Annotated in this window: 18 protein-coding genes; 11 read left to right on the forward strand and 7 right to left on the reverse strand. The window is 71.4% G+C overall.

All coding sequences use genetic code 11. The features are described 5' to 3' along the window. Positions 1–55: 55 nt before the first annotated feature. Genes AABA78_RS27810 through AABA78_RS27820 form a run of 3 tightly spaced genes read right to left on the reverse strand, consistent with a single transcriptional unit; the run spans position 56 to position 8,302 of the window. The gene (locus tag AABA78_RS27810; RefSeq protein ID WP_338267485.1) at positions 56–4,792 is read right to left on the reverse strand and encodes an nSTAND1 domain-containing NTPase; all 4,737 of its coding nucleotides are present in this window, start codon (positions 4,790–4,792) and stop codon (positions 56–58) included. Continuing rightward, entirely contained in the window at positions 4,789–5,994 is a 1,206-nt protein-coding gene (locus AABA78_RS27815; protein ID WP_338267487.1) for an ABC transporter substrate-binding protein, read from the reverse strand. Before AABA78_RS27815 ends, AABA78_RS27810 begins: the two co-directional genes overlap by 4 nt. Further along, positions 5,987–8,302 (reverse strand): MFS transporter, encoded by a 2,316-nt coding sequence (locus tag AABA78_RS27820; RefSeq protein WP_338267489.1) that lies wholly within the window; start codon positions 8,300–8,302, stop codon positions 5,987–5,989. The genes AABA78_RS27815 and AABA78_RS27820 overlap by 8 nt, the downstream gene beginning before the upstream one ends. A 218-nt stretch (positions 8,303–8,520) precedes the next feature. Here AABA78_RS27820 and AABA78_RS27825 point away from each other — a divergent pair, with 218 nt between their 5' ends. Genes AABA78_RS27825 through AABA78_RS27845 form a run of 5 tightly spaced genes read left to right on the forward strand, consistent with a single transcriptional unit; the run spans position 8,521 to position 14,524 of the window. Beyond that, a complete protein-coding gene (locus AABA78_RS27825; protein ID WP_338267491.1) occupies positions 8,521–9,666 on the forward strand; it encodes a porin in 1,146 nt (381 codons plus the stop codon). 16 nt (positions 9,667–9,682) lie between these two features. After that, positions 9,683–10,441 (forward strand): hypothetical protein, encoded by a 759-nt coding sequence (locus AABA78_RS27830; protein ID WP_338267493.1) that lies wholly within the window; start codon positions 9,683–9,685, stop codon positions 10,439–10,441. Then, entirely contained in the window at positions 10,438–12,498 is a 2,061-nt protein-coding gene (locus AABA78_RS27835) for an MFS transporter (RefSeq protein ID WP_338267496.1), read from the forward strand. Before AABA78_RS27830 ends, AABA78_RS27835 begins: the two co-directional genes overlap by 4 nt. Continuing rightward, the gene (locus AABA78_RS27840) at positions 12,495–13,547 is read left to right on the forward strand and encodes a D-alanine--D-alanine ligase family protein (RefSeq protein ID WP_338267498.1); all 1,053 of its coding nucleotides are present in this window, start codon (positions 12,495–12,497) and stop codon (positions 13,545–13,547) included. The genes AABA78_RS27835 and AABA78_RS27840 overlap by 4 nt, the downstream gene beginning before the upstream one ends. Next, positions 13,544–14,524, forward strand: coding sequence for an ABC transporter substrate-binding protein (locus tag AABA78_RS27845; protein WP_338267499.1), 981 nt, complete (start codon positions 13,544–13,546; stop codon positions 14,522–14,524). The genes AABA78_RS27840 and AABA78_RS27845 overlap by 4 nt, the downstream gene beginning before the upstream one ends. On the opposite strand, the gene AABA78_RS27850 is transcribed toward AABA78_RS27845, so the two are convergent. Next, complete coding sequence (locus tag AABA78_RS27850) at positions 14,496–15,308, reverse strand: hypothetical protein (RefSeq protein ID WP_338267502.1); 813 nt, start codon at positions 15,306–15,308, stop codon at positions 14,496–14,498. The two genes, AABA78_RS27845 and AABA78_RS27850, sit on opposite strands and share 29 nt — an antisense overlap. A 130-nt stretch (positions 15,309–15,438) precedes the next feature. After that, positions 15,439–16,686: a hypothetical protein gene (locus tag AABA78_RS27855; RefSeq protein WP_338267505.1), complete on the reverse strand. Its 1,248-nt coding sequence runs from the start codon at positions 16,684–16,686 to the stop codon at positions 15,439–15,441. Positions 16,687–16,855: 169 nt separating this feature from the next. Between AABA78_RS27855 and AABA78_RS27860 the strand changes: the two genes are divergently transcribed. From AABA78_RS27860 to AABA78_RS27880, 5 genes are all read left to right on the forward strand, one after another. Beyond that, positions 16,856–18,601, forward strand: a complete 1,746-nt coding sequence (locus AABA78_RS27860; protein ID WP_338267507.1) for a hypothetical protein — start codon at positions 16,856–16,858, stop codon at positions 18,599–18,601. 208 nt (positions 18,602–18,809) lie between these two features. Next, positions 18,810–18,923: an RCC1 domain-containing protein gene (locus tag AABA78_RS27865; protein WP_171420196.1), complete on the forward strand. Its 114-nt coding sequence runs from the start codon at positions 18,810–18,812 to the stop codon at positions 18,921–18,923. 175 nt (positions 18,924–19,098) lie between these two features. Continuing rightward, entirely contained in the window at positions 19,099–20,088 is a 990-nt protein-coding gene (locus AABA78_RS27870; RefSeq protein WP_338267509.1) for an alpha/beta fold hydrolase, read from the forward strand. Positions 20,089–21,960: 1,872 nt separating this feature from the next. Beyond that, positions 21,961–22,788: a hypothetical protein gene (locus AABA78_RS27875; RefSeq protein ID WP_338267511.1), complete on the forward strand. Its 828-nt coding sequence runs from the start codon at positions 21,961–21,963 to the stop codon at positions 22,786–22,788. 12 nt (positions 22,789–22,800) lie between these two features. Further along, positions 22,801–23,262 carry a hypothetical protein gene (locus tag AABA78_RS27880; protein ID WP_338267512.1) on the forward strand — a complete coding sequence of 154 codons (462 nt, stop codon included), beginning with the start codon at positions 22,801–22,803 and terminating at the stop codon, positions 23,260–23,262. A gap of 74 nt (positions 23,263–23,336) precedes the next feature. Here the strand turns inward: AABA78_RS27880 and AABA78_RS27885 are convergent, their stop codons facing one another. Both AABA78_RS27885 and AABA78_RS27890 read right to left on the reverse strand, forming a co-directional pair. Next, positions 23,337–24,101 carry a hypothetical protein gene (locus tag AABA78_RS27885; RefSeq protein ID WP_338267514.1) on the reverse strand — a complete coding sequence of 255 codons (765 nt, stop codon included), beginning with the start codon at positions 24,099–24,101 and terminating at the stop codon, positions 23,337–23,339. A 39-nt stretch (positions 24,102–24,140) separates the two neighbouring features. Next, positions 24,141–24,494, reverse strand: coding sequence for a DUF488 domain-containing protein (locus tag AABA78_RS27890; protein WP_338267516.1), 354 nt, complete (start codon positions 24,492–24,494; stop codon positions 24,141–24,143). 104 nt (positions 24,495–24,598) lie between these two features. Between AABA78_RS27890 and AABA78_RS27895 the strand changes: the two genes are divergently transcribed. Further along, the gene (locus tag AABA78_RS27895) at positions 24,599–24,946 is read left to right on the forward strand and encodes a hypothetical protein (RefSeq protein WP_338267517.1); all 348 of its coding nucleotides are present in this window, start codon (positions 24,599–24,601) and stop codon (positions 24,944–24,946) included. Positions 24,947–24,960 lie beyond the last annotated feature (14 nt).

Consider the following 24,960-nt stretch of genomic DNA (forward strand, 5'->3'; position numbering starts at 1 on the left):
GGTGGGTGCCTGGAAGACGCCGGGTGCGCGGGAATTGTGAGAGCCGTTGGACGGCTCAGGGGTCGTCCGCGAGCGGTGGGCGTCCATGCCGCTGCTCACACGCGGCGTTGGCCTCCAGGGCCTTCGCGGGCAGGTCGCCCAAGAGGCCTCGTCGCTCGCCGGGCGTCAGGCACGCGGAGCTGGTCGCCTGGAGCTTCTCCTGGAGCCGCTCGATGGGGAGCGGCTCGCGCGGACGCCACACCCGGGCGCTGCCGTCCGTGGAGCCGGTGACGAGCCGGGGCTCCTCCGCGCGGGGGCTGAACACGGCGGAGGTCACCTCGTCTTCGTGCGCGGACAGGACGAGGTACGGCTCTTCCGGCGCGTCCGTGAGCCAGACGCGGGCACGGCCGTCCGCGCACGCGGTGACGACGCGGCCGCCATCCGGGCTCCAGGCGGCCCAGGGCACCGGCGCGTCGTGGCGCAGCACCGCGCGCACGCCCCGCACCCGGCCGTGCTCCACGGTCCAGAGGCGCGCCGTGCCGTCCTGCGAGGACGTGAGCACCTGGGTGGAGTCCTTCGGGTGGAAGGCGGCGGAGAGGACCCAGTCGTCGTGGCTGTAGAGCGTGGCGGTGAGGCGCCCCTCCGCGCTCCAGATGCGGGCGGTGCCATCCTGGGACGCGGTGATGAGGCGCTGGCCGTCGGGGCTGAAGGCCACGGAGCGGACCTGGTCGCCATGGCCCTCGAGCAGGACGGGCGGCCGCGTCCCATCCACGCTCACGATGCGGGTGGCGCGCGGGCTGGAGGCGAGCGCCACGCGCTGGCCGTCGGGGCTGAAGGCGGCGCCGAAGAAGGGCTCGCGCTGGGACGCCAGCACGCGCCGGCCCGACGTGCTCCCGTCCGCCGGCCACAGGCGCGCGGTGCCATCCAGCGAGGCCGTCAGCAGCCACCGGCCATCCGGGCTGAAGACCACGGAGCGCACGTCCTGCGCATGGCCCCTGAGGACGTGCGTGGCCCGCCCGTCCTCCGACCAGAGGCGCACCGCCCCGTCCTGCGACGCCGTGGCCACCTGCGTGCCGTCCGGGCTGAAGGCCACGGACCAGAGGAAGCCTCCGGACGTCTGGAGCGGGAGCGAGTCCTGGGGCGCGTCCAGGCGCCACACCCGCGCGGTGGCGTCGACGGAGGCGGTGACGACCTGCTTGCCGTCCGGACCGAAGCCGCCCCACAGCAGGGTAGAGCGATGGCCGAGCAGCAGCCGGGGCGGCGTGTCCTCCCGCGTGGACCACAGCCGCGCCGTGGTGTCCGAGGAGACGGTGAGGATCCACTCGCCCAGCGGTCCCCCGAAGGTGGCCAGGCGCACGGCGCCCTGGTGGCCGCGCAGCACGCGGGGCTCGCCCCGTCCGTCGGCCCGGAAGAGGCGCGCGGTGGTGTCCGCCGACGCCGTCACCACCCATTGCCCGTCCGGGCTGAAGCGCGCGGTGGTCAGCTCGCCCTGGTGTCCCCTCAGCGCCACGGGGGCGGTGGTGCCGTTGACGGGCCAGACGCGCGCGACGCCGTCCCGGGCCACCGTCAGCACGTGGGTGCCCTCCGGGTCGAACGTGGCGGAGGTGACGGGGGCGGGGTGGGGCAGCTCGCGCGGGCCTTCCGTCCCCTCCACGGGAACCAGGCGCGCGGTGCCGTCCAGCGAGGCCGTCAGCAGCCACCTCCCATCCGGGCTGAAGGCCACGGTCTGCACGGCGCCCCGGTGTCGCACTTCGCGCGGCGCTCCGGTGCCGTCCACTTGCCACAGCCGCGCCAGCCCGTCTCGAGAGGCCGTGGCCACGCGCTGGCCGTCCGGGCTGAAGGCCCCCCACTGCACGACGCCGCGGTGCCGGAACGTCCGCAGGAGCGCGCCGTCCGCCGTGTTCCACAGCCGCGCCGTGCCGTCGTGCGAGGAGGTGAGCACGCGCTGCCCTCCCACCGGGCTGAAGGTGGCGTGGTAGACGGGCCCCTCGTGGCCCGTGAGCACCACCGGCGCTCCCTCGCCGCTGGTCCGCCACAGCCGCGCGGTGCCGTCCTTCGACGCCGTCACCACGCGCTGCCCGTCCGGACTGACCTCCACGTGGACCACGGCTTGGGTGTGGCCGCGCAGCACCGCGCGGCTCAGCGGCTCCTGGAGGACCCCGGACACGTCCTGGGCCCAGCCCCGGAGCCGGCCGGGCTCCTGGACCTCGCGGAGCATGAGCAGGGCCAGCGTGGGGTTGTCCCGCCGCAGCTTCCGGGCGACGTCCAGCAGCACCAGGTCCCGGGCGCGCTGGGCGTGGTGTTGCGCCTCCTGCCGCTCCCGCGAGGCCCGGGCCTCCAACTGGCGCGCGTTCCACGCGAGGGCCGCCATCCCTCCCGCCACCACCAACGCGGCCACCAGCAGCCGCACCAGGCGCTGGCGTGCCGACGCGTCCTGGGCCTCGGCGGAGGCCACGCTGGCGTCCAGCAGTTGGAGGACGTCCTCGCCCGGCTCCTCGCTGTAGCGCCGCAGGATGTCCTGCGCGTAGCCCAGCCGGCTTCCGGACAGCAGGTAGGGCGCGCCGCCGTCGGGAGCGCTCCGGTGCGCGAGCCAGTCCCGGGCCCAGGACTCCAGCTCGCGGAAGTGCTGGAGGCGCTCGCGGTCCGCGCGGGCCCACTCCTCCAACTGGGGCCAGGTGCGCAGCAGGGACTCGTGCGACAGCTGCAACCACTCCACGCCCGACGCGTCCTCTTCCCGGGTCAGCAGCCGCGCGGTGAGCAGCACTCCCAGCACCCGGTCGAAGTCGGCGCGGGGCTCCGGCGGGGTGGGGCGCAGCTGCTGCGAGCGCACCCGCCGGCGCCTGCCATGCGAGGGCCCACCCTGGAAGTCCACCAGCTCCACCAGCAGCCGGCGCGCCTGTCCCTGGGCGCTCGGGGGCAATGACTCATAGAGCCGGTTCGCCGCCCGCTTCAGCGCCCCCGCGACGCCGCCCAGGGCCGCGTAGGCGCGGTGGGTGAGCTGCTGTCCCTCGCGCTCCTCCCAGAGCTGATCCAACGCGTACTGGAGCAGCGGCAGCGACCCGGGCTCCTGCCCCACCTCCTGGAGGAGCCGGTCCACCAGCCCGGCCTCGAAGCGCAGCCCCACCTTGTGCGCGGGGCCCTCGATGGCCGCTCGCAGCGCGTCCCCCTGCAGCTCCGTGACGAAGAGGCGGTGGGCGTCCGAGTACACGGCCGCGTCCAGGCGCGTGCCCTCCGCGTCCACCACCAGGTCGCCACAGCGTCCCAGGTAGTCCACCTGGAGCGTGGCCAGCACCACCACCTGGCGCTCCGGGTCCTTCGCGAGGCTCCACAGCGCGGTGGCCAGATCGCGGCGCGCCGGGGCCTCCATCGCGGTGAAGAGGTCCTCGAAGGGGTCCACCAGCAGGAGCTGCCGGCGCTCCGGTGGAGCCTGGCGCACCTGGTGGAGCACCTCCGCCGCGCCCTGTCCGGGCTTGAGCAGCCGCACCTCCCAGTCCGCGGCCCGGAGCTCCTGGGGCAGGCCCGCGAGCGCGAGCGAGGACTTGCCGCTGCCGGAGACACCGGCCAGCACCTGGAAGCGGGGACGCTGGCCCTCCACCGCCTCGTGGACGCGCTGGAGCAGCTCCTGCTGGAGCGACTCGCGGCCGAAGAAGAAGCGGCGGTCCTCCTGCTGGAAGGGCAGGAGGCCCCGGTAGGGTCTGAGCGCCACCGGGCGCGTGTCCCCGCCGTGCTCCGCGCGCGCGTAGAGCTGGAGCGAGACGTGATCCAACGCGGTGGTGTCCAGCGCCAGCTGGCGCCGGGCGTCCCCCACCGCCTCCTCCAGCGACGCGGGCGTCACCAGCAGCGCGCGGTAGAGGGCGCGCGTGAGCACCACGGAGCCCGGCACGGAGAGCAGCAGCCGCGAGGCCACCACCGCGGGCAGCCCCGCGCGGTGGAGCGCCTGGGCCACGCTGCCCAGGTGGTTGTCCGTCGCGCCCGCGCCACTCTGGCACGCGCACAGCACCACCAGCCGCAGCGTCGCAGCGTGGGGCATGAGCAGCTGGCGCAGCGTCGCGCCGTCCACCAGCTCCGGTTCGCCTCCCTCCCAGGACGCGTCCCAGAGCAGCCCATACGTCTGACCGCGCCGGCCGCCGTGGCACAGCAGGTGGAGCACGGATACGGGTTCGCCGGGCCGGTTGAGCGCGTCCGACAGCGACGCCAGCGAGACGTGGGGCAGGACGTCCCGCTCCGGCTCGAACGGGTACGCGCCCTGTCGGCAGGCCGCGCTGACCTCCTGCTGATGCGCCCGGGCCGGCACCTGGCCTCCGGCGGCGGACCAGGCGAAGAGGATCCGGCCCTGCTGGGAGGTGCCCGGCGCGGGCACGTCCGCGGACGCGGGCCATTCGTAGCGGATGAGGACGCCGGGGAGCTCCGCCACGGCGCGCCCGGAGGTGCCCAGCGTGAGCAGCTCCCAGGGCAGCGCGAAGAGCTCCGCCGCGGCGAAGCGGAAGGTGAGGTGCACCGGGCGCCCCACCTGGACGGCGGCGGCGATGTCGTTCGCCTGGGCATCCCAGCCCACGCCTTCCAGGAACGCGCGCAGCCGTTCCCCCAGACGCTGCACCACGTTGCGGTCCGGCCGGGGCTTCTCCAGCTCCGCGAGGTCCGACAGGAGCGCCGGCTCCCAGTCGAGCGCCGCGCGTGCGTAGCTGCCCCGGGCCCTGCGCAGGAGGTACTCCTGTGGCTCCATCCGGAAGTGGAACGGGTCGCCCGCCTCCTGCGCGCGCACCAGCTCCAGCAGCAGCTCCAGGGGCGCGGGCTTCGCGACGCCAGCGCTCATGGCGAGGCCGCGGGGGCGGACACGGCGGGCTGTCCGTCCTGGCGCACCAGCCGGCCATCCAGGTCGTAGAGGGAGCTGGCCTGCTCCAGGAAGTGGAAGGGCAGCTTGATGTCCAGCTGCCGCGCCCGCCGCAGGTGGATGGCCAGGTCCGGCGGGGAGATGACGCCCATGGGCAGCCGCGACGCCGGGAGGCGCGAGTCCAGCACCTCCAGCATGTAGCGCGCGCCCAGCTGGCCGGCGCTCTTGAAGGGCACGCCGATGGACATGACCGCGCTGGCGTTTCCCTCGCGCACGGCCTCGCGCACGGAGCCCAGCACGGGGATGCCCTCGGAGTACCGGTCGATGCGCTCCAGCTCGTCGTACACTGCGGAGGAGGTGGTGACCCAGAAGAGGCTGTGCCGGCCGCCGGGGTCTATCTGCCGCATCGCGCGGGCCATGCGCGGAAGCTGTTCGGACAGCGTCTCCTCCGCGCCGCGCTTGCCCTCCACCGCCAGCTCCAGCAACTGGAACCCGTCCCGCGCGGACAGCCGCCGCATGGCCTCCGCCTCCACCTCCACCGTGCTCTGGTTGCGGCGGTCGTACACCACCGTCAGCACCTTCAACGGGCCCAGCAGCTCCTGGAGGTAGTGCAGCTGCACGTCGGGGGAGAGCGACAGCGAGACGAAGGCCATGTTGTCGGGCTTGGCCTGCTGTGAAGCGCCTTCCTCGAAGCCCAGCCACAGCTCCGGCGCCTTGCACAGCGCCACCACCGGCGTGGGCTGGTTGCCGAAGCGGTTGTAGAGAAAGCGCGTCGCGTCCGAGCCCATGGCGACGATGAGGTCGAACTGGCCGGAGTCCGCCAGCGCCAGCATCCGCTCCTGCTCCTCGCGGCCCGTGCCGAGCTTGTAGAGCGTGAGGTCCACCCGCACGCGCGAGTTGCGCAGCACGGGCAGCATGCCCTCCAAAATCCAATTGAGGCTGCTCTGGGCCACGGTGAGCAGCACCAGCACCTCGCGCGCCGGGAGCTGGGGCGTGGGGGGCTGTTCATGGGTGATGAGGATCCGCTGCGCGGTCGCCTCCACCCGCCAGCCGCGCAGCGTCTCCGGGGGCAGGGCCACCCAGGCGGAGAGGTCGTCCGGCTGTGCCTGGGCCGGACGGGGAACGCACAGGAGCAGCAGCAGGCCCAGCAGCCACCCGCGCCTGTGGAGAAGACCGTCACGCATGCCGCACCTCGCGACCGGGCGTGGCCCGGGTCATCCAGGAATGGGCGGCCCCCAGCAACAGCACCCCGACGCCCAGCCCTCCGAGCACCGGGAGCGGATCCTCCGTGGGCCTCCAGAAGGCGCTGACGAGGAGCGGCCCCACGCACTGCCCGAGCGCGCCGAGCAGCGGAGCGATGGTGGGCCAGGAGCGCCCGCGCACGCCCTGCGCCGGCGGGTTTTCGAGGTGGTGGTCGAGCGGGACGTGGAGCAGCCCCAGGGACATTCCCAGCAGGCAGAGCGCCAGCGCGCGGACGGGCTCCAGCGTGCCGAAGGCAGAGAGCGCGAGCAGTGACAGCCCGGTGCCCAGCACGCCCCCCTGGAGCAGTCTCCGGCTCCCGTCGACGCGCGCCGGCAGGGCCAGGGGAAGCAACGCGCCCAGCGCGACGAGGGCGAGCCATTGACCGATGCGGTCCGTGTCCTTGCCCTCGCTCACCAGCCACAGGGGCACCACGAGGCCGAGCACGCCCCCGCGCGCGAGCCACGACGGCAGCCCGACGAACAGCAGCGCCCCGCGGTGCTCGCGCGGACTCCACGCCCCGGGAGCCGGGGGCGGAGGCGTGAGGGAGGCCCGGAATGCACGAGGTCCGGCGGAGCGGTCCCGCGCCTCCAGCGGAGGCAGCCAGAGCCGCGAATACGCGAGCGCGCCCAGGCCACAGAGGGCCGCGAACAGGAACACCGGGGACGGGCCCAGGTGGGCCGCCACGAGCGCGCCCAGCACCGTGCCGGCGAGCAGGCCGCCACCCCGCGCCAGGGTGAGTCGCGCGAGGCGCCGCGGCGGCTGTGCCGGGGGAAGCGCGGCGAGCAGATACGCCCGCGTCCCGGCCGCCAGCGCCCCCAACCCGAACCCGCAGAGCCCGCGCAGCACCAGCCACGCGCGCAGGTCCGAGGTGAACGCCATCAACGCGAACGCCGCGGTGGACACCCCCAGGGCCACCACGAGCCAGCGCCCGAGCTGCCCCTGCCGCGCGTAATGCCCGGAGGGGACGAACGCGAGCGCGCAGGCTCCGTGGAAGGCGACGGCGAGCAGCGCGGCGCCGCCCCCCGGGAAGAGGGCCTCCGCGGCGACGGGGAGGAAGGCGAACGGGAGCCCCTCCAGGAAGCCTCCGAGGAAGGCGAGCGGCTGGAGCCGGCCCACCGTCCGCTGCTCGAAGACGCGCGAGCCCGCGCCACGCCGGGGCAGGGGCGCCAGGGCTCCGAGCACCAGCAGGCCCAGCAGGCTCGAGGCGGCGAAGAGGAAGAGGAAGCCCGGGACGGCGCGCCACAGCCGCGCCTGGAGCGCGCCCTTCGCGGCGTCCACCTCCAGGCGCACGGGGAGGTTCCACGGGCCCTCCGTGAGCTCCAGGTCGATGGTGTACTCGAAGCGCTCGTCCCCCGTGCGCCCCGCACCCGCATCCGCCTGGACGAGCACCCGCTCATCCGCGATGAGCGCCAGCGAGCCCAGGTCCGCGTTGGTGCGCTGGTACTCCTCCAGCAGGGTGTCCAGGCCCCGCAGGTGGGAGAGCGTCAGGCCCAGCCGCGCCGCCTCGTTCAGCCGCCGCGCCAGCGAGTGCGCCAGGCTGCTGGTGCGCTGGTGCAGCCCGTCCGAATAGAGCTCCGCCAGCGCCAGGGACGTGGCCACCGTCAGGCCCAGGAAGCCCAGGGAGAACGCCGCGCCCAGCCAGCGCCGGGGACGCCGCATCCACAGCCGCTGCGCGCCCGCCACGAAGGCCCCCAGGAACAGCAGACAGCCCCCCAGTAGCGTGAAGAGGGGCTGGCAGCGCCGCAGCACCCGCTGCGACACCGCCTCCCGGGACATCACCAGCTCCAGGCGGCCCACCTCCCCGAAGCGGTCCGACAGCGGCAGCGACACGCGGAAGGAGCGCGCGTCCTCCGTCACCGCGAAGCGCTGGTGGGGCAGGGGAGGGACGCGGCGGGCCGCGGGGGCAGGGACCTCCGGGCCGGGGGGCTCGGAGAAGAGCAGCCGGCCCTGGTCGTCCAGGACGCGGACCGCCTCCAGCGTGGGGTCCGCCTCGCGCAGCGTGCGCGCCAGCTGGGTGAAGCCGGTGAACTGCTCCAGCGTCATGCCCACGCGCAGGAACATCTCCACCGGCCCCTGGAGGATCGCGCCCTGCGCCGCGAGCCGCTCGAACTGGAGGCGGGCATCCCCGCGCCACGCCTCACCCAGCCCCAGCGCGACGACCCCTCCCAGCGAGGCGGCCAGCACCAGGAGGAGGGCGCCAAGCCGGGCCCGGCGCAACCCGCGCCCGTGCCGGAGGGAATGGACAGACATGGTTCACTCGCGAAAAGGCGGCTTCGTGCGCCGCGCCCTGTCTCCCAGGACGGCCCGGCCCCCGCGGTGTGAACGGTTCACAAAGACATCCATGCCGCCGTCCCATGGGCATGCCCACACCCCCACTGCGTGCCTTTGTCCTGATGTCTGTTTTTGTTTCGCTATTCCTGCCGGCCCTCCAGGCCCGCGCGGAAGCGCCACCCCCCACGGGAGCCACGGTGTTGCAGAGCCGCGACGGCCGATCCGCGCTGCGCGTGGGCATGGGCCTGCAGACGGACCTGCGGCTGACGCCCACCGACGATGGGCTCGCGAGCACCTTCCTCGTCCGCCGCGCGCGCATCAACCTGTCCGGCACGCTGGCGCCCTTCGCGGACGTGCGGCTCATCACCGACGTGGGCCTGCGTGACACGCCCCTCTACCAGGACGCCTGGTTGGAGCTGCGCGCCGCGCCCTGGCTGCGGCTGCGCGCGGGCCGGCTCAAGGTCCCCTTCGGCTACGAGTGGCTGGAGACCTCCTCCACCTTCCTGGACTTCGTCGAACAGTCCCTCCTCTTCTCCCTGGTGCTGCCCCGGTACGACCAGGGCCTGGCGCTCCACGGAGAGCTGGCCGGCAACCGCGTGGAGTACTGGCTGGGCCTCTTCAACGAGGCGAGCAGCAAGGCGCGCGACGAGGACCGCGGGAAGATGCTGGCGGGCCGCATCGCCGCGTCGCCGGCGGAGGGCATCTCCGTCGCGGTGAGCGCCACCCACGCGCTGGGCGACAACCTGCCGGAGGAGGCGCGCGGCAAGCTGGCCACGGGCTTCAACTTCCTGACGGCGCCCCAGTACAAGCTGACGTACGCCACGGGAGCCACGGGCCTGTTCGTCGTCCCGCCTGAATGGCGCCTGGGCGCGGACTTCGTCTCCTTCCAGGGGCCCACGTCGCTGAAGGTGGAGTACGCGCGCTTCTTCTCCCCCTCCCGCGAGGGCTGGCTCACCGCCGCGGACCTGGGCAAGGAGGACCGGCGAGTGCACCTGGCGGGGCTGCGCTCCCAGGCCTTCTACGCGTCCGGCACGTGGGTGCTGACCGGCGAGAAGAAGCAGGAGCGGGGCGTGGAGCCGGAGCGGCCCTTCGACCCGGGCGCGGACAGGTACGGCGCGGGCGCCTGGGAACTGGCGCTGCGCTACGGCTTCGCGCGGCTGCGCTTCGAGGGGCTGCCCGACCACGACGGGCCCTCCGAGGAGCGACTCCAGGAGCTGACCGCCGGCGTCAATTGGTACCTCAACACCAACACCCGCTGGATGTTCAACGCCAGCCGGTACCTCTTCGCCGGAGGGCGCGCGCCCTACGACGAGCTCCTCATGCGCATCCAGTGGTTCTTCTAGAGGGGAGCGCGGGGCCATGAGTCTGTTCTTCAAGCTGGGGGCCGCGACGGCGGCCATCCTGTGCTTCTCCATCGCGCTGATCGTCCTGCTCAACTTCGCCAAGTTCGAGACGACGCTCGGGGAACTCCAGCAGTCCCGCCTGCGCGTGCTGGCGCTGGACGCGAAGGCCTCCACCGAGGCGGCCATCGACCTGGGGCTGGCCCTGCCCGCGGTCCGCGACGCGCAGCAGATCCTCACCCGCGTGTCCGGCATGGATCCGGACATCCGGGGCGTCGCCATCCTGGACCGCCGGGGCACGGTGCTGTTCCAGAGCGGGCTGCACGCCACCACCCACCTGCCCGGCTCCGCCCGGGAGCGGGCCGCCTGGTTCGAGGCCGCCGCCGCCGCGCACGGCGGCACCTGGAGCCATTCGGACCGCGAGGCCCTGCTGGTGGGCGCGCCCATCCTCAACCCCTTCAGCCAGCCCGTGGGGTTGGTGCTCATCGCCTACGACCGCAAGGCGCTGGATGCGCGCGCCAGCGCCTTCCTCCACACCTTCGCCCGCCAGGCGCTGTGGCCGCTGTCCATCGGCTTCGCGCTCGTCTGCGCCCTGATGTGGACGTTGCTCCGGCCGCTGGGCCAGCGCTTCCAGGTGATGGAGCAGGCCTTCCGGAACATGGACGGCCCGGCGCATGTGCCTCCGGCCGACGAGGCGCTGCGCGCCTTCGACGCGCGCTACCAGGAGGCCTCCCAGGCCCTGGCCCGCGCGGAGCGCTCGCTGGAGGGCCCGGCATGAGCGCCACGAACGACGGAAGCCTGTCCCGGGGCCGCATCTGGAAGGTGAGCCTGCTGCCCACGCTGCTCATCGTGGCGACGCTGGTGGCGGCGTCGCTCCAGGCCTCGCGCCTGTTCGAGGAGTCCTTGCGGCCCGACCTGCGCGCCAAGGCGGAGACGCTGGCGCAGACCGCGGCGCTCCAGTTCCACCGCGCCGCGGACCTGGGCATCCCGGTGAACCGGCTGGGCGCGGCGGATGCCTACCTGGATGACGCGGCCCTGGGCCACGAGGAGATCCGCTACATCGGCTTCGCCTCGCCGGACGGCCATCTGCTGTACGCGTCCCGGCACCTGAGGGCGAAGCCCGCGTCCTTCTTCGACAAGGTGCTCAAGGCGCACGCGCTGGAGGAGTCGCGCGGGCTGGCGCGCCTGGACGGGGACCTGGACCTGGTCCACCCCGTGGAGTCGCGGGGGCGCGTCATCGGCCAGCTGCACCTGGGCATCGACGCGACGTACGTCGAACAGCGGCTCCAGGAGATCCACACCGACATCCTCATCACCCTGTTCGTGACGGCGCTGGTCACCGTGGAGGTGCTCATGGCGCTGATGGGCCTGCTGGTCCTCCGGCCGCTGCGGCTCTTGCGGCGCCTGCTGGAGCTGGGCGGGGCAGGGGACTTCACGCGGCAGGCCCGGGTGCGGCTGCACGACGAGGCCACCCGGGCGCTGGCCTCCGCGGGCCGGCTGGTGCGCGGCCTCAACCGCCGCCACGCGGCGCTGGACGCGCGCGCGGCCCGGACGCTGGACGCGCGCTTCCGCTTCGGAGACCCGAAGGCCCCCGCCGCGCTGGAGGAGCCCGGGACGAGCGACCTGCGGCTGCCGCTGTTCGTCTTCCTCTTCGGCTCGGAGCTGTCGCGCTCGTTCTGGCCGCTCTTCGTCAAGCGGCTGTACCAGCCCGGCCCCTACTTCTCCGAGAGCTTCATGGTGGCGCTGCCCATGTCGCTGTGGGTCACCGCGATGGTGGTGTGCACGCCGCTGGCGGGGCGCCTGCTCGACACCCGCAGCAGCCGCGTGGCGATGCTGGTGGGCATGGCGCCCGCGGGCCTGGGGCTGTTCATGACGGGCCTCGCCTCCAGCCTCACGGAGTTGTTCTTCTGGCGCGTCGTCACCGCGGGCGGCTACGGCATCGTGACGACCACGGCGCTGCTGCACGTGGCGCGCACGTCGAAGCAGAGCCACGGCGCGCGGAGCATGGGCGTGTTCGTGGGCGCGTCCACGGCCGCCAGTGTCTGTGGCACCGCCATCGGCGGCATCCTCGCGGACCGCATCGGCTACGCGGCGACGTTCGGGGTGGCCGCGGCGCTGGTGGCCCTGGCCATGGCGCTGGTGCTGCTGCTGGCCCCGGACCTGGGGCCTGTCCGCGCGCGGGAGGAGGCCGGAGCCCGCCCGACGGCGGCCTCCGCCTACCTGGGCATCCTCAAGCGCGGGCGCGTGCTGCTCTTCATCCTGCTGGCGGCCATGCCGGCGCGCCTGGTGCTGACGGGCTTCCTCTTCTACCTGACGCCCCTGCGCCTGCATGAGATGGGCTTCACGGAAGCCGCCATCGGCCGGTTGATGATGGGCTACTTCATCGTCACGGTCTTCGCCACGCCGGTGGTGTCGCTGCTGGCGGACCGCCACGGCTGGCACCGGGGGATGATGCTCGTGGGCGGCGGGCTCTCCGGGCTGGGCGTGCTGCTGTTCGCGTCCGCCAGCGGCTCGTGGCCGCTGCTGGCCGCGGTGCTGCTGGTGGGCCTGGGCCAGGCGCTGGCGGCCACGCCGCTGCTCGCCAGCATCCCGCCGCTCTTCGCCGAGGAGTGCGCCGGGTTCGGCCTGGACGCGCTCCTGTCCGTCTTCCGGATGATCGAGCGCGTGGGCAGCCTCGTTGGCCCGCTGCTCGCCGCCGCGCTGCTGGGCACCAGCGGCTTCGTGCGCAGCACCCACGTCCTCGGCGTCGGGATGCTCGCGCTCACCGCGGGCCTCGCCGCCTACCTCTTCCTGCGTTCCCTTCCACCCACCACTCCCACACCGAAAGCCCCATGACCGCCATGCCCCACGACCTGTTGAAGCTGACGCCCACGCAGCGCGAGCGCCTGGACGTGTTGTTCCTCGCGCAGTACGCGCCGGACCCCGGAGCCCCCTGGCCCGAGCTGCACCCGGAGCACGGCGTGCTCCCGCGCTACAACCACGAGCTGTTCCACACGCTGACCGGCCTGGGGCTGCGGTGCACGCCGTGCCGCTCGCTGGAGGACCTGGTCCACATCCGCAGCGAACCCAACTACGTCTTCACGCTGCTCAACCGCGCGCCGGTCCGCAACTCGGAGGTCTTCACGTCCGCGTTCTGCGAATGGCTGCAGGTCCCCTACCTGGGCGCGCCGCCCAACATCCGCGCGCTGGCGGAGGACAAGCACCTCACCAAGCTGATGGCGCGCGCGCTGGGCATCCCCACGGCGCCCTGGGTGACGTGCCCGGCGGAGGGGAAGCTGCCGCCCGCGCCGGACTTCCGGGGGCCGTGGATCATCAAGCCGCGCTTCGGCGCCGCGTCCGTGGGCATCTCCGAGGACAGCATCCAGGAGACGGAGGCCGGGCTGCACGCGCGCCTGCGCCTGTTCCAGGACCTGGGCCAGGCCTGCATCGTGGAGGCGCTGGTGCCCGGCGTGGACCTGACGGTGCCGGTGCTGGGCGGCGAGGAGCCCCTCGTGCTGGGCGTCGCGGAGGAGACCTCGTCGCTGCCGCACGGCATCGTCACCCACCGGCAGAAGCGGCTGCTGGATGGGGGGCGCGAGCGCCGCATGGCGCCGCACGGCCCGCTCTCGGAGACGCTGCGGACGTACGCGCTCCGGCTGTGCGCCGCGGTGCGGGACTTCGACTACCTGCGCGTCGACTTCCGCCTGCACCGCGACACCGGCGAGCTGTTCCTCCTGGAGTTCAACATCGGCTGCAACCTGGGCAGCCACGCGGCGGTGATGTTCACCGCGCGCGCCGCGGGGCTAAAGCAGGCGGACGTCATCGAACACATCCTGCGGCACAGCCTGGACCGCCAGGGCCGGATGTGGCGGCACGCGGCCGCCCGCACGGAGGTGACGCGATGACGGCCCGGGCGTTCCTCGCCGCGCTCCTCCTGCTGTCCGCGGCCTCCGCCTCCGCCGCGCCGTACCGCGTCTTCATGGTCATCCACCGCACCGGCGCGGAGGCGGACCAGGGCTTCCGGGACTACCTGCTCAGCGCGGGGCTGGAGGTGGAGTTCACCGTCCGCAACATCGAAGGCGACGCGACCCGGCTGCCGGCCGTCATCCAGGAGATCCGCGCGCGGCCACCGGACCTCATCTACGCCCAGAGCACGCTGGTGACGGAGGGGCTCGTGGGCCGGCTGGGCGAGGTGGACCCCGCGCGGCACATCACCGACGTCCCGGTGGTCTTCGCCATGGTGTCGGACCCCATCGCGTCCGGGCTGGTGACGCGGCTGGAGGGCTCCGGGCGCAACCTCACCGGCGCCGTCCACGTGGCCTCGCTGCCCGTGCAGCTCAAGGCCATGCAGTCCTTCATGCCGCTCAAGCGGCTGGGCGTCGCCTACAACCCCTCCGAGCCGTCCCAGCGCAACATGTTCGACAAGCTCAAGCAGCTCACCGCGCAGGCGGGCATCGAACTGGTGGCGGTGCACCCGCTGGGCAAGGACGGGAAGCCGGACGCGGCGCGCCTGCCCGCGATGATGCAGGCGCTGGCGGCCCGGAGGCCGGACCTGGTGTACCTGCCTCCGGTGAACTTCTTCGCGCCGCACAGCCAGCTGCTGATGGACGAGGCCATTCGCCTGGGCCTGCCCACCTTCTGCGCCATCGAGGTGCAGCTGGAGGCGGGCGGCATGATGGGACTGGTGGCGCCCTTCTACAACGTCGGGGGCCTGGCGGGCTTCAAGGCCACGCAGATCCTGCGGGAGCACCGCTCCGCGGCGGAGCTGCCCGTGGAGACGCTGTCCCGCTTCTCCTTCGAGGTGAACATGCCGGCCGCGCACGCGCTGGGGCTGTACCCGCCCATGCACATCCTCAGGTACGCGCGGCTTCGCGAGCGGTAGCGCGCGCCGCCGCCACGGCCCCCAGGGGCAGCAGTTCCTGCAGCAGGTCGAGCAGGAGCTGCTGCCCCAGGTCGTGGCCCACCGCGTGCGAGAAGCAGTGCGCCAGCCGCAGGGCGTCCCAGCGCTGCGCGAGCGTCGCGGGCGCGAGCGCGATGTCCGTCAGCTGCCGGCACAGCGCGTCCAGAGGCGAGGCCACCTGCGAGCCGAAGGCGATGCGGCGCAGCAGCTGGCCGGTCAGCTCCTGGAGGAGGGGGGCGTCCTCCCGTGACGCGTCCAGCGCCAGCGTCTCCGCCTCCGTCAGGTGCGCCTCCAGCCCCGCCGCCAGCAGCACCGCCTCCAGCACGCGGGCGCGCCGCGGGTGCGCGGGCTCCGCCGCCAGCGCGACGGGGGACAGGCCATCCAGGATGCCCAGGCGCATGTCCCGCGCCTGCGCCGGGGTCAGCCCCAGCTCGCGGCACAGCACGGCCAGCGGCAGGTGCGCCGGCCCCTGGCGTCCGTCGTGCGTGGTCGCGGCCCGCAGCGCCAGGCCATAGGCCAGCAGGCGGTTGGGGGTGTCCGGCATTCGCGCGCGCAGCGACGCGAAGAGGGCGTCGCCCTCCAGCGGGGCGCCCGTGCGGCGCGACAGGCGCTCCGCGAGCAATTCGCGCCGCGGGTCGCGGACCTCCGGGTCGCCCAGCACGCGGTGCCAGGCCTCCAGTTGTTTCGCCTGGGTGACGAAGAGCACCGCGTCCAACAGCGCCAGGTCCCTGGCTTCACACGCCTCTGAGATGTGCGTTCGGATCATGTCGCCAGGACGGCACCGGCGGCGAGGCTGTGATTCCTGGCGGAAATAAAAGAAGCCCCACGGGGCGGCTGCCCCGTGAGGCCTGTCGGAAGTCACCGGCCTCCAGCCGGGAACCGCCGCATGCGTGTGATTACTTGAGGGTCCGGTTGATGCGGTTCACCTCGTGGTCGTGGACCGTCACGGCGTCGAGGATGAGGTTGGCGTAGGCCTGGGCCGCGGTGGCCGGCGTCTTGTTCACCCCGTTCGGCCCGTTGAGGAAGGACTCCAGCGCGGTCACGCTGGCGCTCCAGTCCGCGTTCACCTGGGCGGCGCCCTTCTTCAGGCACTGGAGCCCGGCATCGAGGATGGTCTTGCAGTAGGCCTGCCACTGCGTGTTGCACGCCTGCCAGGCCTTGTGCTGCGTGGTGGTGGGGTTGGGGGGCGGGTACAGGGGGCTCCAGGACTCGCCGCGGCCCAGGTGCGTGGAGGAAGCCGGGTGCCCGGTGGCCTCCATGAAGATGCTGCACGGGAAGCAGGAGGCGAGCTTCGTGGTGTCCTTGCCCACGGCGATTTCATACGGCGTGCCGGGGTTGTAGGGCGTCTTCTTGGTCGGGCTGAGGTCGTTGGCCAGCTTCTGGAAGTGCACGTCGTAGATGGCCTGGATCATCCCGTGCGTGTACGCGCAGATGTCATGGCCGCGCTGGGGCGCGGGGCCCTCGAAGTGCATCCCCTGCTGCTTGATGCCCTGCTTCTCCGGGTCGCGGTCCTCGTGGTCCTGCATCGCCTCGGAGCCGATCATCCCCCAGACCCGGTCGGCGGGCGGCTCGGGGGGATGCCACCGCCGTCCGTAGGTGATGTCGAACGGCACGTTGTGCCGGAAGGTGCTCATCAGGCCGGTCTGCCCATCCGTCCGGCCATCGATGAACCCCGTGTAGGCGCCGCGGCCCTGGTAGCCCAGCCTGTCCGCGGTGGCGGCGTTGGTGGCCATCAGGAACAGCTTGGCGGCGTACCCGTCCGGCAGCGGCGGGTTGTAGCGGTTGGGGTCGGTGGCGCTCTTGTCACCGCTGCCGCCGGTGATGCGGCCACCGGTCGTCCAGATGGGCGTCTTGCCCAGCTCCACCTTCTGGTCGGCCTGGAGCCCCGCCGCGCGCAGCAGCTGGTTGAGCTTCTGGATGGCGGAGGTGTGGGTGGCGTCCAGCGGCTGCTCCTCCAACTGCTGCTGGGTCATCTTGTGGCTGTCCTTCACCTCGAAGTCGACCCGCGCGTGCCGCTTGTTCACGTCCGCGTTCGTCAGACGGCTCCACGCCCACCCGAGGACCGCCGCCGTCATGATGACGTCCGCGTCCTTGGCGTACTGCGTCCCCGGACTCAGGATGCCCTGCTGCTTCACCAGGCTCATTGAAGACCTCTCCCTCTGGAGCTTTGAGCGCCCGCTCCCATAGGCGTTGGAGCCAGGACGCGGAGCCGGAGCCTGTTGTGAAGGGGAGGGGCGCGTACGACGGCGCAGCGCTGCATTCTCACCTATGCTTGCGCGCCGCGTCCGTCGCCCCCGTCGTGCTGGAGGTTCGATGCCGTTCACGCCTGTTCGTAATACCTATCCCATCCAATACACCTGGACCAACGGCGCCGTCGCCGCGGTGAACAACCGCATCGCGGCGGTCAATGCCGTCGCCACGGGAGGAGGCGGTGCGGCCACCCAGCTCTCCGCGAAGGACTGGGCCATCGCCATCGACCCACGTGAGTCCGCCGTGGGGGCTCCCCCGCGGCCTTTCGGCGTCGACGCGCGCGCCCGCTACAACACGCTGGGCGCCTGGGTGAACCGCGCGCCTGCGTCCGCCCAGGTCTTCGAGGAGCTGGCGGACAGCGTCCGTCTGGCGGAGAGCGCGGACAGCCTGTTGCCCACCGCGACGCCCGCGGCACGGCTGGCCCACATGCCGGATGGCACCGCGAGCGCGATCGCGATCAACAGCGACATGACCGGCGACCTGTGCTGGCTCATCGTCGCCATGAAGCTCCATCCCGACCTCGCGGTGGCGATTCGCATCGGGCCGACCGAGAAGCATCTGCGGGTCTGCTCCGCCATGATTGAGCAGCTGGTCGCGGCACGCCTGGGCCGGCGGACCATCCTCATCACCGGACCCACGCCGGCCCACGGCGCCCCGGTTCCGGGCTGGGCGACGGGCTCCAAGGCGACGCACTGGCATCCTGTCCACATCGCGCGCGCGAGCCTGCCGGTGGGGACGAATGTCGAAAGCTGCTTGAGCACCTCACGCCGGGTCTTCGAGGCGGCGGTGGAGCAGGCCATGGAGGAGCAGCGCTCCATCGCGGACGTCGCCTGTGAGTTGTATGCGCAGACGTTGACGGAACGCCTGATGGTCACGGAGAAGAATGCCATTGATGCCGCGATCCAGGCATTGACCCAGCCTCCTGGCTGCTTGAGCACCGCCGCCGGGTACATCCTGGTGGCCAACCGCGTCGAGGATTACAACTACCAGCACAACACCACCCCGGCCCGTCTCGCTGCTGTCACCGGAGCCCGTGGAGCTCGAAGGGTGGTGACCTTCGGGCGCCCGCCGGGGGGCGGTGGAGGCAATCACATCGACCTCTATGCGAATCATGCCCGCACCGAGGCACAGCGCGCCTATTTCTGGGCCCGCCTCAAGGCGCGGATGCGGCAGCTGGGGCGCGACGTCGTGATTGTCGGGGGTCGGAGTGGGACCTTCGATATCGCCTACCACTCGGGGGAGGAGCCCACCGGCGGAGGGTTGTGTTGGGACATCGCCGAGGCGGCACACCGTGATCCCGAAGTCGATCGGCTCCAGCAACAAGCGGGCCCCTGCTGTAACAGCGGCCTGAGCCTCGCCAGCCTGGCGGCCGTCGCGTCGCACCCGCGCAACGGCGGCGGCGAGGCAGGAGATATCGCCGCGAGGATGACCGGTCTGCTCTCCGCCGGCCCGGCGGCGGTCCGCAATCCCATCCTTCCCGCCGGCCCGGCGACCACGGTTCCAGGTGCCGAGAGCCAGGCGATGCGCAACGCGGAGGTGGGCCGCGCCATCTTTCAAGCCAACACCGCGGGACACATGGTCTCCGCCCAGCTGGGAGCGACGCTGAACCTGTCCGAGCAGATTGTCAGCGACCTGTGCTGCAAGGAGGCCAACAGGGTCCGTCCGGCGCTGCCGGGGGTGGCCCTGCCCAACCCCGCGGCGGCTCCGAAGCCCAGTCCCCACCCCTACCTGTTCCAGTGCCCGTACTGTGGCGACACACAGCAACAGAAGGCCAAGTACAAGCGCCACCGGTTCTGGAACCGGCATTGAACGGACCCCCGACGACGACGCTCCCGTGGCGGAGCAAGGCTGCTCCACGGGCGGTGCCGGGACTGATCACCTACAGCAACATCTTGCGTGGATTCCCCGGCGCCTGGGACATGGCCCGCTGGGGAGGTGGTTTGCGCTCGCGTCACCCACCTCGTTAGGGTGAGCTTGGCCAAGCCCACTCGCTGCAGGCGCCGAGTACACGCTCACCTTGAAGCAGGACGGCACCGTCTGGGCCTGGGTCTCGAATAACTACAGCCAGCTCGGCGACGGGACCGTCACGAACCGCACCACGCCCGTGCAGGTGTCCGGCCTGAGCCTCTGACGAGGCGCTGGGCGCCTGCGTTTGGCAGGCGCCCAGTACGTCGCAGACGTCTGCGTTCAATCGGTGCGGATCCGCGAGAGCATGGGTGACCTCTTGATCGCCGAGGACGATGGCTGCGAGCTGTTACCCATGGGCTTCCCTGGTGGTCTCCGCATTCCTGTACTTGAGTCAGTCCATGCGAAAACTCCTCCTCCTCTGCTTGCCGCTGTTCGCCTGTGTGACGACGAAGTCCGTCCCGGTCCCGGCTTCTGCCGACTCCAGCGCGTTGCATCAGGCGAAGCGGGTGAAGGTGGCCGAGGGGGTCGAGCTCGAGCTGCTCGACTTCGGAGGCCAGGGACCCGCGCTCGTCTTCCTGTCGGGCCTGGGCAACACGGGCCACGTGTTCGACACCTTCGCGCCGGAGTTCACCGCGGCCCATCACGTCTACGCCGTCACCCGCCGGGGGTTTGGCTCGTCGAGTTGGCCCGAGCAGGGCTACGACACCGCCACCCTGGGCGAGGACGTCGTCCGGGTGCTGGAGGGGCTGGGAATCGCGAAGGCGTCATTCGTGGGCCACTCCGCCGCCGGGCCAGAGCTCACCTGGGTGGCAACCCATCACCCGGAGCGCGTGGAGAAGGTGGTCTACCTGGACGTGAGGACCAACGGTGACCTGCTGGCGGAGCTCCTTTCGGTCCTGCCCATGCCTCCTCCGAGCGAGCCCGCTCCCGAGGGCGTGGCCTCACGCGCCGCGCTCGCCGCCGCGCTCGCGCGTGACGTCGGCGGAGCGTTCCCCGCGCACGAGATCGACGAGACGAACGAGTTCGATCCGAAGACCGGGCACTACCTGCGCGGCCGCAAGTGGCCGCACGCGGAGGAGCGGGTGATGAAGGGTTTCTCGAAGGTAGACTTCGCGGCCGTGACGGCGGCCGTGCTCTTCCTCTACGTGGATCAGCCTCGGTCCGGGCGGGCGGAGGACCTCCCAGGCTTCTCCCAAATGGACCTTCCCGTGCAGGAGAAGTTGAGGACCCTGAGCGCCAGGGCGCTCCAGCGGGACGCCGAAATGCTGAGCGTGATGAGCATGCCGAACTGGAAGGGCATCAAGCTCGAGCACGCGCGGCACTACGTCTGGCTCACCAACCATGAGGAGGTGCTGCGCGAGATGAAGACCTTCCTCGAGACATTTTGAAAGGGCGGCGAAGGCGCGCTGGATGAGCGCATCTCCTTCGCCCCGTCCAGACGGGGCGCGGCGAGCTGTTACGTTAACTTGGGCTGCACCGTCGGAGGCCACCGCAGAACCACGGGGCGCACTTTCTCGGGCGGATTATCCGGTTGGTTTGCATAATCCCCATTATGCGCCCCAGGTAAAAACAAGTACTTAGGGGCGTCCATGGGTTATCTGGACGCCCCCTCTTGAAAGACCCAAATCAGTAACAGATCCCTGCATCCGTTTCGTAATCATAGGCCCAGAAGTCTTGCGAGACTGTTGTTGTGACCGGACATCCAGGCCGCGAAGCAGTAACCGTCAGCGTGAACCAGCCCACCCCCGTCGCAGCTACCCAGTTAGTGGGGTCCGTATACGTCGAGATCAGGTCAGCGGAGTAGGCAGACCAGGTGTACGTGACTCCGCTCTCTCTTCCTGCGACCAGATAACGCCCATACGGCCAATGCGCTGGATAGCAGGCAGGAATCGTTTGGAGTATGCCCGTCATCTTGGGGGCGCAGCTACTCCCGCCCCCATTACATTGTGTTGTCACTCCGTCACAGGTAACGCTGCTCGTTGTCGAAGAGCAATTGCCGGCAGCACTGGAGCACGAAAGCTTCAGACCATTATCGCAGTCCAGATTCACGACACAGGCACCCATTGAATGGATGTCTCTGTCGTTAGAGGGAGGCACTACGCCATCAGAGGCATTCGCTCCCTCCCCACATGAAGCAAGAAGGATCAGCGCTGCAATGAGCAAAGGACGAGCAGGCACAATGTGCTCCAAGCATTGAAATCCGGTCCACATCCCGGTTCGCGCATTATCCCCGCTTCAGATGGATGGTGGAAGCGGAGAGGAAGTGGTGGGGTGAGTCGGGGGCCGGCGCAGCACACCGGGCACGCGGGTACGTAGAATAGTCCATCAGTTGTTATCCGGACGCTGAAGAGCTGCCTCAAGCTCGTTGCAGCAAGCAAGCGCCCGTTCAAGCTGCATTTTGACTTCCATTTGCGGAAGTCGCATGCCGCGCCTGGCACCGCGGAGGTACTCATTCGCCGCTGCGCCGTGCCGGGCAATGGCCGTTTGACGGTGTTGGAGCTGAGGCGTCAGCCGTTCCGCTGCGAGCTGGGGCTTGAGAGCCGCGAGCCGAGCAGCCAGATCGTTCAGGAGTACGTCAGGAGTCCGTGGCATTGCGGACGGACAGCGCTGCGCGCTCTGCGGCATCAACGGCCAGGCCCTCCTCCTCGCGGCGCTTCACGCGCTCCGTGCGAGTGGTCATGGGCTGCTCCGCGGGTCTCGGACGAATGTGTAGCGCTGCGGCCCGTCTGAGGGAGAGGCAGCGCCGGAGTTCACCCGGCGAACAGGCTTCGTCCGCTCTGACTCGCAGCCACGCATCCACACGAAGTGGGCGTCGAAGCGGATGACCTCGCTTTCACGACGCCCCTTCCGCCAGATCTGGCCTGCAGCAAGAACGGGGCGGACATCAGTCTCGTTCATTTGGTAACTCAGTCACGCCCAGGGAGCCAGGAGGGCGCCTGGCAGCTATGAAGCCCAGTCGTTCGGCAAGCGCGGCCACCTCAACAGCGCACCCTCCGGAAGAGTGAGCCTTCCCTGTGCCGGCACCCCCGCGAGGCCGATGAAGAAGAGGACCGGCGCATCGCTGCTAAACGACCATTCATAGCGGCCGTGTGATTCCTGCCCTCCATCAAGGGCGAGCACAAGCTGTGAGCCCGCGTGGATAGGACGCCCGGCCAACGTGTGCGGATGACCACGGCGACTCGTCCGACACCGCGACCTTGCTGCCTGAGGCCGCCAGCATCCCGCTGAGGGGGACCCTGGAGCATGGCGCTGACCAGGACGTGTTCTCCTTCCTCGCCCGCGCGGGGCACGCGTACTCGCTGCGCTGTGACACCCCCGACTTCGGGCCTTGCCGTGACGCCCGCGTCCTCACACGGAGGAGCGAGGTCCTGCTCTTTCCCGTGGGCATTGCCTGGGACGCGTGGCTCCAGGTGCGCGTGGAAGCCAATGGCGAGTGGGGTGCGCATGCCCTGACGCTCCTGGACCTGGGGACGGACCACGGAACCGGCCCCCAGGACGCGGTGCACGTCCTGGGCGACGTGGCGCTCACGGGCTATCTCACCGCCACCGGCGACGTGGACTTCTTTCGCTTCGACGCGGAGGCAGGGCACGTCTACAGCCTGGAGGCGGACGGAGCCTCCGTCGAGGCCGTCCGCAGCGAGGACCCGGGCTCCAGCCTCACCCGTAACGACACCGCCAGGGTGCACCACTTCATGGTGGACGCCGACAGCACGGTGCTGCTGCGCGTCTTCGGTCCCCTGGCGCAGTACCGCCTGGAGCTGCGGGAGGTGGGCGTGGACGACCACGCGGGCACTCCCGCGAACGCGACGGACCTGGGCGGCGCGCTGAGCGCCACGGGCGTGCTGAACGCCTCCACCGACGTGGACTGGTTCGCGCTGACGCTGGAGGCACGCCCCCATGCGTTGAGCCGCACGTCGCTCGACACGAAGTTCGACCTCTTCGAGGCCGACGGCGTGACGCCCGTCCCCTGGGATGCCGCGTCCGGCGCCTGGGTGCCTCGCGCCGCGGGACGCCACCTGCTGCGGGCCGACATGTTCGGACGCTTCCAGGGCCCGGATGTCTATCGCGTTGAACTCCTTCCCCGCTGAAGCCCCACGACCATGCGTGCCTTCTTCTCCTTCCTCCTGGCCACCGCCTTGCTGTCCGGCTGCGGCACTGACGAAATCACCCCTCCCGCCACCGGACCCTCCCAGGACGAGGTGAACCGCGTGTGCGCCGGTGTGCACTGCACCGCGGGCTACTGCACGAGCGAAGGCGGAGTGGCGGCGTGTCGCCCCGCGTCAATGCTCTACGCCGAGGGGTGGATCGACACGTCGTATGACGAGGACTGGTTCGCCTTCGACCTGGAGGCGCGCGCGTACGAGGTGCGCGGCCCCCCGCTGGGGAACGGCTCGCCGGTGTGCGTGCTGTTGGAGGCGGATGGCGTGACGCCCGTCCCGACGCAGGCCGTCTCCGGCGACGTGCGGCCGAACGCACCGGGCAGGTACTTCCTGCGTGTGGGCCATTCCGTCATTCCGGCCACGCCCGGGACCCCGTACCGCTGGGAACTGCACCCGCGCTGACGGCTGCTGACCCAGGGAACGCTCGTGGGCGTCCCGCCTGCGTCCCTGGCCACGCTATTGGGGGCGCTGAGGGTTCAGGGGACGGCTGGCCGGGCGGGTGGCACGCACGTCCCGAGGGAGTAGGGGCGGCTGCGCGCGCACCAGTCCGGCCGTCCCGCGGCGGTCCAGGAGAGGACGAGGTCGGAGGCATCACCTCCCGGGATGTCCCCGGGCCAGGTCTCCACGCGTTGGAGACCCGGGTCAGCGCTCCAGCGGTACAGCTCGATGGGCGGCCCGTCGTGGGTGTTCGCGAGCACGAGCGCCACCGTGTGCTCGGGGCCGCAGAGGACCCGGGCCACGTGGCGCGGGCCCCGGTAGAGGGAGGCGCGGTGGACCTCCGTGCCGTGTTCAAGCCACACGTGCTCCAGATGGGAGCCCCAGCTCTCCCCGGTGGGGCCGGAGTCCTTCACGCTTGCGGAGAGGACGAGCTCCGCGTCGCCGCACCACGCCTCGACGGTGCTTTGGGTGGGCAGCGTCGCGCGGACCGCTCCGGAGCGCGTGTCGATGAGCAGGCTGTCCCCCTGCCGCAGGTTCACGAGGGCCAGCTCCTCGTGAGGGCTCGCCGAAGTGAAATAGACACCCTCGATGCGCCGGGAGCCCGCCGTCATCACGGAGTCCACCCGGCAGGAGGTGTTCTCCCAGTCCAGCCACTGGCAGGTCCTCACGTGCCTGACGACGGCGGAGCCCACGGCTTCGGTGCTATCGGACTCCACGCGCCGGCCACACGCCGTCGCGAGCAGCAGGCCGGAGAGGAGGGCGGCGCGGCGCGGGAGGGGCTTGTCACGCGGAGGAGCAATCATCCGGAGGAGTCTACGGCGGAGGCCGGGGCGAACGACAGCTCACAGCGCCTCCAGCCCCTGCGCGAAGTCCTCCGTCAGCATGTCATCCGCGTAGCCGCGAAAGCTCAGGTTGCGCCAGGCCGCGTTGGGCGAGTCCTTGCGCGCACGCCGCAGCCCGCCGAGCGCTGGCAGGTGCAGGTGCACAACGCCCACCTGGGCCAGCGTCCTCCCCAGCACGTCCACGTTGAACCGCGGGTTCGTGCGGGAGCGCGGCACCGTGCGGATGTCCACCAGTGTCCGCACGCCGTTCGCCCACAGCATCTCCACCAGCTCCTCGAGGGTGCGCGTGGAGTGGCCCAGCGCGAACACCTGGACGCCGCCCCATCCTCGCGCTCGCCTCGGCATTCCCATCATCGGCCCTCTCCAATGTTGGACGTGGGCCCGCGCCTGACAAGGCGTATGCGCGCGGTAGGGACGACAGGCACAGGCGCCAAAATCCCATGTGGTAGCGTTCGGCCATGCTGGTGCTCCTCGTCGTTGCCGTGGTCGTCGTTACGCTCGCTGTCGGACTGGTGGCCCTGCTTCGGTGGACGGTAGGGGCTGACGTACGGCGCGCGAAGGTGCTCGCACAGGGTGAGGCAGGGACGGCGCGCATCCTCGGCTGGGAGCCGAACGGAGGGGGCCACGGAGGCAACGACATCATCCGCTTCGCGCTCACCGTTCGCCTGCCTTCCGAGGCCGCTGAGTTCCAGGCCACGGCGGACCGCCTCGTACGGCCCATGGAGGTGCCGCTCTTTCAAGCGGGGATGCAGCGACCGGTGCGCGTTCTCCGGGAGGGCGAGCGCCTGCTGGTGGAGCTGGAGTAACGCGGGCGCTCGTC

Origin of the sequence: Corallococcus caeni, assembly GCF_036245865.1 — a bacterium.
GTDB classification, from domain to species: Bacteria; Myxococcota; Myxococcia; order Myxococcales; family Myxococcaceae; genus Corallococcus; species Corallococcus caeni.

Coding starts and splice junctions, on each gene's coding strand:
- AABA78_RS27845 (WP_338267499.1), top strand. CDS start 13,544: ATGACGGCCCGGGCGTTCCTCGCCGCGCTCCTCCTGCTGTCCGCGGCC.
- AABA78_RS27820 (WP_338267489.1), bottom strand. CDS start 8,302: ATGTCTGTCCATTCCCTCCGGCACGGGCGCGGGTTGCGCCGGGCCCGG.
- AABA78_RS27890 (WP_338267516.1), bottom strand. CDS start 24,494: ATGATGGGAATGCCGAGGCGAGCGCGAGGATGGGGCGGCGTCCAGGTG.
- AABA78_RS27835 (WP_338267496.1), top strand. CDS start 10,438: ATGAGCGCCACGAACGACGGAAGCCTGTCCCGGGGCCGCATCTGGAAG.
- AABA78_RS27870 (WP_338267509.1), top strand. CDS start 19,099: ATGCGAAAACTCCTCCTCCTCTGCTTGCCGCTGTTCGCCTGTGTGACG.
- AABA78_RS27860 (WP_338267507.1), top strand. CDS start 16,856: ATGCCGTTCACGCCTGTTCGTAATACCTATCCCATCCAATACACCTGG.
- AABA78_RS27885 (WP_338267514.1), bottom strand. CDS start 24,101: ATGATTGCTCCTCCGCGTGACAAGCCCCTCCCGCGCCGCGCCGCCCTC.
- AABA78_RS27880 (WP_338267512.1), top strand. CDS start 22,801: ATGCGTGCCTTCTTCTCCTTCCTCCTGGCCACCGCCTTGCTGTCCGGC.
- AABA78_RS27830 (WP_338267493.1), top strand. CDS start 9,683: ATGAGTCTGTTCTTCAAGCTGGGGGCCGCGACGGCGGCCATCCTGTGC.
- AABA78_RS27850 (WP_338267502.1), bottom strand. CDS start 15,308: ATGATCCGAACGCACATCTCAGAGGCGTGTGAAGCCAGGGACCTGGCG.
- AABA78_RS27815 (WP_338267487.1), bottom strand. CDS start 5,994: ATGCGTGACGGTCTTCTCCACAGGCGCGGGTGGCTGCTGGGCCTGCTG.
- AABA78_RS27840 (WP_338267498.1), top strand. CDS start 12,495: ATGACCGCCATGCCCCACGACCTGTTGAAGCTGACGCCCACGCAGCGC.
- AABA78_RS27895 (WP_338267517.1), top strand. CDS start 24,599: ATGCTGGTGCTCCTCGTCGTTGCCGTGGTCGTCGTTACGCTCGCTGTC.
- AABA78_RS27855 (WP_338267505.1), bottom strand. CDS start 16,686: ATGAGCCTGGTGAAGCAGCAGGGCATCCTGAGTCCGGGGACGCAGTAC.
- AABA78_RS27810 (WP_338267485.1), bottom strand. CDS start 4,792: ATGAGCGCTGGCGTCGCGAAGCCCGCGCCCCTGGAGCTGCTGCTGGAG.